Here is a 10376-nt window from a genome sequence, read left to right as displayed (position 1 = left end):
CGGGATTCAGATGCTCCTGGCGCGATGATTTGCCGTCGAGCGGCTTGTCCGCGCCGATGTCGATCGTGCGCACGGTCACCGGCATGCCCTGCATGCCTTCGACAGCACGACGGTAGGCGCTGTACTGCTCCTCTTCGTCCGGCAGGCTGCCTTTGCGGCCCATGAACAGAAATTCGCTGCGAAACAGGCCCACGCCCACGGCCCCGGCGGTGACCGCACCCACTGCGTCTTCGGGCATTTCGATGTTGGCCAGCAGCTCGACCTTGTGGCCGTCCAGGGTGATGGCCGGGGTATGGCGCAGACGGCTTAACCGCTCGCGCTCCAGCTCGCCCTGGCGCTGTTTGAAGCCGTATTCGGCCAAGATGATGGGCGACGGATCAACCACCACCACCCCGGCATCGCCGTCGATGATGACCCAGTCGTCCTGCCGCACCAGCTGGCTGGCGCTGCGCGCGCCGACCACGGCCGGGATGTCCAGGCTGCGCGCGACGATGGCAGTGTGCGAGGTTTTGCCGCCCACATCGGTGACAAACCCGGCAAACACGCTTTGCTTGAACTGCAGCATGTCGGCCGGTGACAGATCGTGGGCCACCAGCACCAGCGGCACCGTCAGGCTCTCGTCGGGCGACATCTGGTGCGCACCACCCTTGCGCCGCTCCGCCGCCGATTTGGCTGGAGGCAGGGCAATGGGCGAGACCACGCCCTTCATGTAGCGCAGGATGCGCTCGACCACCTGCTCCAGGTCGGCCTTGCGCTCACGCAGGTACTCGTCCTCCATCTCGTCGAACTGGCGGGCGATGATCTCCAGCTGGGTGGTCAGCGCCCATTCGGCGTTGTACAGGCGGTCGGTGATCCAGTGCTTGACACCGGTGGTCAGGGTCTCGTCTTCCAGCAGCATCAGGTGCACATCGAGCAGGGCGGTCAGCTCGGGCGGTGCGTCCTTGGGCATGGCGTGCTGCAGGCGCTGCAGCTCGTCCACCACGGCATTGCGGCCAACCCGCACGCGGTCGATTTCGGCCGTGATCTGCTCGGGCTGGATGAAGTAATGCGCCACCTCCACGCGGCTGGAGCCGACCAGCACGGCACGCCCGATGGCGATGCCGCGGGCAACAGGCAGACCGTGGATAGAGAACGTCATGGGCTTATTGACCTTCTCCGAATTTGTCGGCGATCAAGGCCAGCAAGGCATCCATGGCTTCCTGCTCTTGCGGGCCGTCGGTGTCCAGCACCACGGTACTGCCGATGCCGGCGGCCAGCATCATCACACCCATGATGCTTTTGGCGTTGACGCGGCGCTCGCCCCGGGCGATCCAGACCTCGCAGGGGAAGCTGCCCGCCAGCTTGGTGAGCTTGGCGGAGGCACGGGCGTGCAGGCCCAATTTATTGTTGATGGTCGTGGATGTTTGGATCATGCTTCTTGCGGGCTTGGTTCTGGGGTGCGGTGATGGCGACTTGCATGATGCCGTCTTTGCCGCCAATCAGCGCGCGGGCCACCAGGGCCTCCAGCGATTCATGGCGGTAGCTGACGGTACGCAGCAGCATGGGCAAATTGACACCGGTGATGAGCTTGGACTTGATCCCATCGACCAGCTTTTGCGCCACATTGCAGGGCGTGGCACCGAACACGTCGGTCAACACCAAAAATTGCCCGGAGCCCTGTTGGTCCATGGCGACACGGGCCATGGAAAAGGTTTCTTCGGGCGAGGTATGGGGTTGCACGTCCAGCGCCACCACGCCGTTGGCGCAGTCGGGGAACACGTGCAGCGCGCATTCGCGCAGGGCGTGGGCCAGCGGGGCGTGGGCAATGATGAGGATGCTGTTCATGCTGACTCGATTATGGGCGAGGGTGGATTCACTCGAATTTCAGGCCGGTAAAGAAAGTGTCCGCCACGGCGGCGTCCACTTTATCGGCGACCACCACCGCATTAAACAGGTCTACACCGTTGGTCTGGATACGGGCAAACCACACGGCCTGGGCGCTGACAGGGTGGCCGTCGGCACGCTGGCCCACCAGGGCCCAGCGCACGCCGAACTGGCCGCCGTGCAGCTCCAACGGCTGCTGCTGTGGATTGGCCGCATGCAGGTTGGCCAGCGTGGCCGCCTGCCAGCCTGCCAGCGCCGCACTGGCTTGCCGGGCATCGGCTAGGTGCACATGGGACACGGCAAAGGTGGCCCCGGCGGCATCGCAGCCCTGCATGTCCAGCGCCACCGTGCTGCCCGCCATGGGCACGTCGCGGCTGGCGTGGTCGGGTTTGCAGGGCAACAGCATCTGCAGCGCATGCGCGTCGGAGCGCACGGTACGCCAGTTCAGCGCCGGGCTGCAGGCCACCAGCCCCGCCCAAGCCAGAAAGAATAGGCAACGGATGCTCAAAGCGTGGCACCAAACACCTTTTTGAGCAACGTGCTGCCGGTGCCCACCGGGTCCTGGCGGATGGATTTTTCTTGCTCGCCGATCATGGTGTACAGGCCGTCCAGGGTTTTGCGGGTGATGTAGTCCTGGATCGACGCGTCTTCTTTCTTCACCAGGCCAAAGCTGGCGGCTTTGCCCGCAAACTGGTTGTACTTTTCTGCCGCACCCACCTTCTCGGTGGCCTGGGTGACCACGGGCAGGAACTTGGCGAACAGCGGGGTGCGGGTTTTGTCGGCAAAGAAGGTGGTCATGGCGTTGTCGCCACCGCTGAGGATGTTTTTGGCATCGGTGAAGTTCATGCTCTTCACCGCCCCCACCAGCGCGTCTTTGGCCAGCGGCACGGCGGCTTCGGCGGCGCGGTTCATGCTGGTGATGAGTTCGTCCACGCGCTTGCCCTGGCCCAGGTTTTTCAGCATCTTGGCCGCAGAATCCAGGTAGCCGGGCAAAGGAATGCGAACTTTTTCGTTGCCCAGGAATCCATCCGTTTGGCCCAACAGGCCGACGGCGGCCACGGCGGCTTTTTCCAGCGCGGTCTTCAGGCCCTGGTTGGCTTCTTTGTCGGTCAGATCGGCCAGCGACAGGGCGTGGACCTGGGCTGCGGTGGACATTAGCAACACGCCCAGCGCAGAGAGCCCGGCAGAATTAAAATGGCGACGATGCATAGGAACCCCTTGGTATGAAAAAAACATTGGTAGCCGCTAGCGCAGTAGCCCTGCTGGCCTTGGGCTCGGGGGCCGATTATCTGACCGCTGGCAGCAGCAATGCCGCCCCCATGGCCACCTATGTGTTACTGGATGGCAGCCAGAAAACCACCGCCGACCTCAAAGGCCGGGTCACGTTGGTCAACTTCTGGGCCACCAGCTGCGTCACCTGCGTGGGCGAAATGCCCAAGGTGATTGCCACTTTTGACAAGTACCACGCCCAAGGTTTCGACACGCTGGCCGTGGCCATGTCCTATGACCCGCCCAGCTACGTCATCAACTACGCGCAAACCCGCAAGCTGCCGTTTGACGTGGCCATCGACAACACCGGTGCCGCCGCCAACGCCTGGGGCCAGGTGCAGCTGACCCCCACCACCTTTCTGGTGAATAAGCGTGGCGAGATCGTGAAACGTTTTGTCGGCGAGCCTGACTTTCCCGAACTGCACAAGCTGATCGAAAAGCTGCTCAAAGAAGCGTAGCCATATTTTTATAAGAAATAGGCCGCTAGCGCACATTCCACCTGCGCGAGCAGCTTCTATAAACATAGCAGCACCACATTTCTCCCCCTTGCGGCACGCGACTGGCCTAAACTGTTTACGTCGTAGCCCGCCACCGCAACACATTGAACATCCCAGAGACCGCAACCGTCGCCTTGCTCACGCCCACCCGGCCAGACGAGCTCGATGCCACCCGCAGCATTTTTCAGGAGTACGCCGACCAACTCGGCGTGGACCTGTGTTTCCAGTCGTTTGACACCGAGCTGGCCACCCTGCCCGGCGAATATGCCGCGCCACGCGGCACGCTGCTGCTGGCCCTGGTAGACGGCGCACTGGCCGGTTGCTGCGCCCTGCGCCCGCTGGACAACGTGGACTACGCCAACGCCAGTGAAATGAAGCGCCTGTACGTGCGCAAAGCCTTTCGCGGCTTCGGCCTGGGCCGCCAACTGGTGGAAGCCGCCCTGGATGCCGCCCGCGCCAGCGGTTACGACTGCGTGCTGCTCGACACCCTGGTCGAGATGGAAGCCGCCCGCGCGCTGTACGAAGACCTGGGCTTTACCGAGGTTCCGCCCTACTACCACAGCCCCATCGCGGGCGCGCACTACCTGAAGGTGGACATTTAAGCGGTTTAATAAGCGGTTTAAAGCCCGTGCCCGCCCGTGCGGCAAACGGCGCGGTTTAATATCTGTCCACACTCTGCTGTTTAGCACCCTTCCGCCCATGCGCCATCTTTTCTGCCTGACTACCCTACTCTGTGCCGCGGCAGCTCCCGTGCTCGCAGCCACAGTGCAAGTCCAGATGCAAGATGGCGCCGGCAAAGCCCTCCCCGACGCGGTGGTGTACCTGGAGTCCAAGGATGCGCAGGCCGCCGTCAAACCGCTGCAGGGGGCCGAAGTCGCACAGGTCAATCGCCAGTTTGACCCCCAGGTGCGCGTCGTCACCGTAGGCACCGCGGTGCTGTTTCCCAACCACGACACGGTACGCCACCAGGTGTATTCGTTCTCGGACACCAAGAAGTTTGAACTCAAGCTGTACGCCGGCACCACGGCAGCCCCGGTGATGTTCGACAAACCCGGCATCGCCGTGCTGGGCTGCAACATCCACGACAACATGGTCGCCTGGATCATCGTGGTGCCTACGCCCTACTTTGGCCGCAGTGGCCCCGACGGCAAAGTCAGCCTGGACAACCTGCCCCCCGGCAACTACCGTCTGCGCACCTGGCACACCCGTCTGCCCGTGGGCACACCCGCGCTGGACCAGGCGCTGACCGTGCCCGCCACCGGAGCCACGGTATCCGTGCGGATGACCGGACTGGCTCCATGATGTCCCAGCTGATCCAGCGCCTGGACATGGGTGGCTGGCGGCTGTCTACCCGCATCGTGGTGCTGTCGCTGGTGCTGCTGATGCTGGTGCAGGCAGCCGGTTTTCTGGTGGTGCGCGCCAGCATCGAACGCAACGCCCGCACCCAGATCGCCACCGAACTCGCCCTGGGCGACCGCGTTTGGCGCCGTCTGCTGGACCAGAACGCCGAAAAACTCCGCCAGGGCGCGGCCCTGCTGTCGGGCGACTTCGGCTTTCGCGCCGCCGTCACCTCGGACGATGTCGAAACCATCCGATCGGCGCTGGAAAACCAGGGCGACCGCATCGGTGCCACCGTCACCGCCCTGCTCGACCCCCAACTGCAGCTGCGCGCCAGCAATGACACGCCCGAGGCCCAGGCCGCGACCGAGGTGCTGGCGCAAATCGCCACTCCGCTGTCGCGCAACGAACTCGGTGGCACGGTAGCGCTGGTGGGCCACACGCCCTACCAGTTTGTGATGGTGCCGCTGCGCGCGCCGCTGGTCATCGGCTGGGTGCTGATGGGTTTCCCCATCGACCAGCAACTGGCCGACGACATGCTGGCCTTGTCCGGCCTGCACATTGCCCTGGTCACCCAGACTGCGGGCCAGCCCGCGCAGATCAGCCTATCCACCTTGCCCCAGGCGGCATTGGTGGCCCTGCAAACGGCGGGCGGCAAGGTGGACGAGTTGGACGACGATGGCGACACCCTGGTCACCCGCACCCTCAACCTGCATGCGGCAGCGGGCAGCGTGCAAACCGTGCTGTTGCGCTCGCTGAGCGAAGTGTTGGCCCCATTCCAGCAGGTACAACTGGTGCTGCTGGTCATCACCGTGCTGGGCCTGCTGTTGTTTGGCCTGGGCAGTGCCTGGACCGCCTTGCGCGTGACCACCCCGCTGCGCTCCCTGGTACACAACGCCGAACGCCTGGGTAAGGGACAGTACGACCAGCCTATCCAGCACACCGAGCGGCGCGACGAGATCGGCGACCTGGCCAATGCGTTTGACCGCATGCGCAAAAACATCTCCCAGAAGCAAGACGAAATCCAGAAGCAGGCCTACTGGGACCGGCTGACCCGGCTGCGCAACCGGGTGGGCTTTCGCAACGATGTCAAAGAGGCCATCGCCAACAGCCAGGCCCACGATGCCTACATGCAGACCCCGCTGGCCGTCATTACCCTCAACCTGGACCGCTTCAAACACGTCAACGACATCCTCGGCTACGCCCTGGGCGACCGCCTGCTGGTGGCCGTGGCCGAGCGCCTGCACGCGCGCATGGAAGATGGGGCGCTGGTGGCCCGGCTGGGTGGCGACGAATTCTCTATCCTGCTGCCCCACGCCGATGCCGAAGCCGCCATGGCCATGGCCGCACGCATCGCCAACGCCTTCGAAGCCCCGCTGAGCTTTGACGACCAGACCGTAGACCTGAGCGCCAGCATGGGCATCGCCTGCTGGCCGCAGCACGCGACGGACACCGACACCCTGCTGGGCCGCGCCGAGGTCGCCATGTACGTGGCCAAGCGCAAAACCACCGTACTCCAGCTCTACGATCCGGCCCTCGACTCGTCCAGCAAGCAAACCCTGTCGCTGCTGTCCGAGCTGCGCCACGCGGTGGAGCACAACGAGCTGCGGCTGTTTCTACAACCCAAAATCGCCCTGGACAGCGGCAAAGTCATCGCCGCCGAAGCCCTGGTGCGCTGGCAGCACCCGCTGCGCGGCCTGGTGCCACCCGATGCCTTCATCCCGTTTGCCGAACAAACCGGCTTTGTGCGCCAGCTCACCCTGTGGATGTTCGATGAGGCCGCACGCCAGTGGGCCGGACTGCAACTGCCCGACCAGCCGCTGCGCATCTCGGTCAACCTGTCCACCCGCGACCTGTTGGACCTGGACTTCCCGGCCCGGCTGGACTTGCTGCTGGCCAAGCACCAGGTGGCCCCCGAAGGCTTTTGCCTGGAGATCACCGAAAGCGCCATCATGGACGACCCGCTGCGCGCCGAGGGCACCTTGAAGCGCCTGTCGGACCGCGGCTTCAAGCTCAGCATCGACGACTTTGGCACCGGCTACTCGTCCCTGGCCTACCTCAAGCGCCTGCCGGTGGACGAGCTGAAAATCGACAAGTCCTTTGTCATGGGCATGGAGCGCGACCCCGACGATGCCAAGATCGTCCGCTCCACCATCGACCTGGCCCACAACATGGGCCTGAGCGTGGTCGCCGAAGGGGTGGAAAACATCGAGATCTGGCACCTGCTGCGCGAGCAAAAATGCGATGAAGCCCAGGGCTACTACATGAGCAAGCCACTGCCGGTGGACGCTTTTAAAACCTGGCGCGAACGCTGGGCCGAGCGCGCTGAAGCCGCCACCTGAGCATGGGGCAGAATGCGGCCTGTGTACGCGCAGGTATGCGTGTTTTGCAACCCAACCCCAGGAAACTCCCCACCGATGAACTCGCTCAAACTGGTCGCCATCACCCTTATCGCCGCAGGCGTGCTCGCCCTGGTCTACGGTAGCTTCAGCTACACCAAGGACACCACCGCCGTCAAAATCGGGCCGCTGGAGCTGTCGGTGAAAGAAAAAGAAACCGTGAACGTGCCCGTCTGGGCCGGTGTGGGGGCGATTGTGGTGGGCGGCCTGCTGCTCGCGTTTGGCAGCAAAAAAGGCTGATCTTTAGCGATTTGCTATTGAATCCGTAGCTGCCAGCGCAGGCAGAATGTGCGCTGGCAGCCCAAAACACTTCAAATAACCACGGGCTTGACCAGCGCTCCCGGCTGGCGATTCACCAACACAATGCCCACGCCCACCAGCGCCATCGCGCCCAGCAGGCCGGCCGTCAGCGGCTCGCCCAGCCACCAGGCGCTGAACAACAGGGCGAACACCGGGGTTAAAAACACAAACACCGACATCCGCGTGGCGGGGTAGCGGCCCAGCATCCACATCCAGGCCAGGTAGCTCACAAAGCCGCCGACCAGCGCCTGCAACAGCAGCGAGCCGGTGGCAAACGCGCTGAAATGGAAGCGCCAGTCCTCGCCCAGCGCCCACGACACCACAGGCAGCACCGCCGCACTCACGCCCACCTGGTAGAGCAACTGCTTCTCGGGCGGCACGCGGGCAAACGCCGTGGTGCGGATGACCACCGTGGTCAGCCCCCACATCAGCCCGGCCAGCAGGCCCAGCGCGTCGCCCAGCCAGCCCAGCGGATAGGCGCTGCCCGCCGGGGGACGAAACAAGCCCTCGCCCATGGCCAGCGCCAGGCCCGCAAACGCGCAGCCCAAGCCCAGCCACTGCCCGCCACGCAGCCGCTCGCCGGGGATGAAGCGCGGCAGCAGCAGCGCCACCCAGAACGGCGCGCTGTACAAAAACACCGTCAGGCGCGAGGCCAAGGTGTACTGCAGCCCGGGGTGGATGCAGGCAAATTCCGACGCAAACAGCATGCCCGCCAGCAGCCCAAAGCGCCACGCGCCCGCCGGTTCCGAGGCGATGCCCAGGCGCACGCCGCGCCACCGGCACCACAGCGCCACCGCCACGGTAGACCCGGCAAAGCGCACGCAGGCCTGGAACACCGGCGGCACCTCGGCCATGGTCGCCTTCACCAGCGTTTGCTGGAAGCCCCAGAACATGCAGCACACCAGCAACAGGGCGATGGCGAGGGGGTCGAGCTGGGTTTTGCGGACGGTAGGCATGGGCGAATTATCGGTTCCCGACCCAGCGCATAATTTGCCCGCGCCGACACTTTGCCGTGCGCTTGCGCCACCCTCCAAAGGTTTTTTATGCCGTCTCTGGACACCTGCCTCGCCTTCTTCGCCCTGGTTTTTGTACTGGGTTTTGCGCCCGGGCCGGACAATATTTTTGTGATGATGCAATCGGTCACCCAGGGCCGCAAAGCCGGGCTGGTGGCCATGCTGGGCATGTGCGCGGGCTTGGCGGTGCACACGCTGGCGGTGGCACTGGGCCTGGCGGCGATTTTTGCGGCCTCGGCCACGGCGTTTACCGTGCTGAAAGTGGTGGGTGCGGTCTACCTGGCGTACCTGGCCTGGCAGGCGTTTAGGGCCCCGGTGGGCACGCTGTCGGCCCCGGTGGAGCAGCAACCCGACCTGCGCCGCATCTTTCTGCGCGGCTGGGTGATGAACCTGACCAACCCCAAGATCGTGTTTTTCTTTCTGGCCCTGCTGCCCCAGTTTGTGCACGCCGACCGGGGTTCCATCGCCACCCAGCTCTGCGTGCTGGGGGCCATCTTCATCCTCTCCACGCTGATGACCTTTGGTGCCATCGCCTACTTCAGCGCCACCGTCAGCACCCGTTTGCGCAGCTCGCCCAAAGCGCAGCTGTGGCTGAACCGCATGGCCGGTACGGTGTTTTTGGGCATGGCGGCCCGGCTGGCGATGGCCGAGCGCTAAAACCTATTGCTACATAAAAAGTAGCTGGCCGCGCAGGTAGAACCTGCGCCAGAGGCCCAAAAGGCTTAAATTTCTGTAGCGCCTAGCCCGCTTCCTGCGCCGACGGGTCGTTTTTGAACAGCGCGATGTCGCGGGTGTTCTTTTGCACCGCCACCGCGCCAAACAGGCTGAGCAGGAAGGACATCGCGTAAAAGCCCTTCTCGCTTTGCGACAGCGTGGCATTCACCAGCCCCACCGACAGCAGCACCACCACGATGGCCAGCGACAGCCAGCACAGGCCAAAGTACATGCCGGTCACAGGGATGCCCTCCATCCGGTCGCGCACCGACTTTTGCAGCGACACGGCGGCAAACAGGCCGTACAGCAGCACCGTCAGGTAGTAGCCCTTCTCGTTGAGCTGCATGGTCGCGTTCGACAGGCCAAACATGTAGACGGCGGCGCCGACCAAAAGCGCAACCCAGGATGCGCCGACAAATGCGGCCGTTGGTCGTTGGAGCTGGATCGCCATGGTTTTCCTTTAAAAAGTAGGGGGTGTGAAATCAGGCCCTGCCCGTGCGCGTGGAACGCGTCTCGCCGGGTGCCGGGCCTCCTACTGTAACGCGACGGTAAAGTGCTTTTGGAACACCTCCACTACACGTTCTGGCAAAGCCTGGGGCCGCCACCGCACCCAAGTAGCGTCATCCGATTGCTATGTAAAGCGTAGCTTCCAGTGCAGGCAGCATCTGCGCTAGAAGCCTAAAAAGCTTGTATTTTTGACCTGGTCGCCGAACACATCAGCAGCAAGACCCGCAGAAGCGCCGCCCCCGTGGCTAGTCCAAAAATGACGGGATATCGACCGGTAGCACCGGGGCCTGCCATTGGTAACCCGGTTGCAGCACGTCGCGGCTGGGCAGGTTGCCCGCCCACTGGATGTTCAACAGGTCCGCCACCGTCCAGGCGACCCAGTCTGCGCGAAACGGCCGTGCGGCCAGATCCGCACTGGACTGGTTGCGCCAGATGATGGCAGGAATGCGGTAGCCCGAAGGGGTGGACGGGCTGTG

At 64.0% G+C, this 10376-nt stretch carries 13 protein-coding genes and 1 pseudogene; 6 read left to right on the top strand and 8 right to left on the bottom strand.

Annotation, left to right across the window (positions count from 1 at the left end; all coding sequences use genetic code 11):
* From ABI213_RS16995 to ABI213_RS16975, 5 genes are all read right to left on the bottom strand, one after another.
* Positions 1–1138, bottom strand: a 1138-nt coding sequence (locus ABI213_RS16995; protein WP_348027957.1) for a phosphoenolpyruvate-utilizing N-terminal domain-containing protein, incomplete at its 3' end; no start/stop codon positions are given.
* A 4-nt stretch (positions 1139–1142) separates the two neighbouring features.
* Complete coding sequence (locus ABI213_RS16990; RefSeq protein ID WP_348008743.1) at positions 1143–1412, bottom strand: HPr family phosphocarrier protein; 270 nt, start codon at positions 1410–1412, stop codon at positions 1143–1145.
* On the bottom strand, positions 1381–1824 hold the full coding sequence (locus ABI213_RS16985) for a PTS fructose transporter subunit IIA (RefSeq protein WP_348008744.1): 444 nt from the start codon (positions 1822–1824) through the stop codon (positions 1381–1383). The genes ABI213_RS16990 and ABI213_RS16985 overlap by 32 nt, the downstream gene beginning before the upstream one ends.
* A 28-nt stretch (positions 1825–1852) precedes the next feature.
* Positions 1853–2371 carry a hypothetical protein gene (locus tag ABI213_RS16980; protein WP_348008745.1) on the bottom strand — a complete coding sequence of 173 codons (519 nt, stop codon included), beginning with the start codon at positions 2369–2371 and terminating at the stop codon, positions 1853–1855.
* Positions 2368–3072, bottom strand: coding sequence for a DUF4197 domain-containing protein (locus ABI213_RS16975; protein WP_348008746.1), 705 nt, complete (start codon positions 3070–3072; stop codon positions 2368–2370). The genes ABI213_RS16980 and ABI213_RS16975 overlap by 4 nt, the downstream gene beginning before the upstream one ends.
* Positions 3073–3086: 14 nt before the next feature.
* On the opposite strand from ABI213_RS16975, the gene ABI213_RS16970 reads away from it, so the two are divergent.
* The 5 genes from ABI213_RS16970 (at position 3087) to ABI213_RS16950 (ending at position 7606) form a co-directional block, all read left to right on the top strand.
* Entirely contained in the window at positions 3087–3590 is a 504-nt protein-coding gene (locus tag ABI213_RS16970; RefSeq protein WP_348008747.1) for a TlpA disulfide reductase family protein, read from the top strand.
* A 143-nt stretch (positions 3591–3733) separates the two neighbouring features.
* Complete coding sequence (locus ABI213_RS16965; protein WP_348008748.1) at positions 3734–4231, top strand: GNAT family N-acetyltransferase; 498 nt, start codon at positions 3734–3736, stop codon at positions 4229–4231.
* Between the two features lie 175 nt (positions 4232–4406).
* Positions 4407–4931, top strand: a complete 525-nt coding sequence (locus tag ABI213_RS16960; RefSeq protein WP_348008749.1) for a methylamine utilization protein — start codon at positions 4407–4409, stop codon at positions 4929–4931.
* Positions 4928–7309, top strand: a complete 2382-nt coding sequence (locus ABI213_RS16955) for an EAL domain-containing protein (RefSeq protein WP_348027955.1) — start codon at positions 4928–4930, stop codon at positions 7307–7309. The genes ABI213_RS16960 and ABI213_RS16955 overlap by 4 nt, the downstream gene beginning before the upstream one ends.
* Positions 7310–7384: 75 nt before the next feature.
* Positions 7385–7606, top strand: coding sequence for a hypothetical protein (locus tag ABI213_RS16950; protein WP_348005709.1), 222 nt, complete (start codon positions 7385–7387; stop codon positions 7604–7606).
* Between the two features lie 71 nt (positions 7607–7677).
* Here the strand turns inward: ABI213_RS16950 and ABI213_RS16945 are convergent, their stop codons facing one another.
* A complete protein-coding gene (locus ABI213_RS16945) occupies positions 7678–8622 on the bottom strand; it encodes a DMT family transporter (protein WP_348005710.1) in 945 nt (314 codons plus the stop codon).
* Between the two features lie 87 nt (positions 8623–8709).
* On the opposite strand from ABI213_RS16945, the gene ABI213_RS16940 reads away from it, so the two are divergent.
* Positions 8710–9336: a LysE family translocator gene (locus ABI213_RS16940; protein ID WP_348005711.1), complete on the top strand. Its 627-nt coding sequence runs from the start codon at positions 8710–8712 to the stop codon at positions 9334–9336.
* Between the two features lie 82 nt (positions 9337–9418).
* Here ABI213_RS16940 and yiaA read toward each other — a convergent pair whose 3' ends face one another.
* Entirely contained in the window at positions 9419–9844 is a 426-nt protein-coding gene (gene yiaA, locus ABI213_RS16935; protein WP_348005712.1) for an inner membrane protein YiaA, read from the bottom strand.
* Positions 9845–10145: 301 nt separating this feature from the next.
* Positions 10146–10376: pseudogene (locus ABI213_RS16930) on the bottom strand (sulfatase); the annotation flags it as partial.

Source organism: Rhodoferax sp. (genome assembly GCF_039922535.1).
Lineage (GTDB): Bacteria > Pseudomonadota > Gammaproteobacteria > Burkholderiales > Burkholderiaceae_C > Rhodoferax_B.
The sequence above is the reverse complement of the archived record's forward strand: the minus strand, read 5'-3'. Positions and strand labels throughout refer to the sequence as shown.

Bases quoted from the DNA above. Each gene is read 5' to 3' on its own strand.
- ABI213_RS16990 (WP_348008743.1), bottom strand. From the start codon at position 1,412: ATGATCCAAACATCCACGACCATCAACAATAAATTGGGCCTGCACGCC.
- ABI213_RS16985 (WP_348008744.1), bottom strand. From the start codon at position 1,824: ATGAACAGCATCCTCATCATTGCCCACGCCCCGCTGGCCCACGCCCTG.
- ABI213_RS16975 (WP_348008746.1), bottom strand. From the start codon at position 3,072: ATGCATCGTCGCCATTTTAATTCTGCCGGGCTCTCTGCGCTGGGCGTG.
- ABI213_RS16970 (WP_348008747.1), top strand. From the start codon at position 3,087: ATGAAAAAAACATTGGTAGCCGCTAGCGCAGTAGCCCTGCTGGCCTTG.
- ABI213_RS16960 (WP_348008749.1), top strand. From the start codon at position 4,407: ATGCAAGATGGCGCCGGCAAAGCCCTCCCCGACGCGGTGGTGTACCTG.
- ABI213_RS16955 (WP_348027955.1), top strand. From the start codon at position 4,928: ATGATGTCCCAGCTGATCCAGCGCCTGGACATGGGTGGCTGGCGGCTG.
- ABI213_RS16950 (WP_348005709.1), top strand. From the start codon at position 7,385: ATGAACTCGCTCAAACTGGTCGCCATCACCCTTATCGCCGCAGGCGTG.
- ABI213_RS16945 (WP_348005710.1), bottom strand. From the start codon at position 8,622: ATGCCTACCGTCCGCAAAACCCAGCTCGACCCCCTCGCCATCGCCCTG.
- ABI213_RS16940 (WP_348005711.1), top strand. From the start codon at position 8,710: ATGCCGTCTCTGGACACCTGCCTCGCCTTCTTCGCCCTGGTTTTTGTA.
- yiaA (WP_348005712.1), bottom strand. From the start codon at position 9,844: ATGGCGATCCAGCTCCAACGACCAACGGCCGCATTTGTCGGCGCATCC.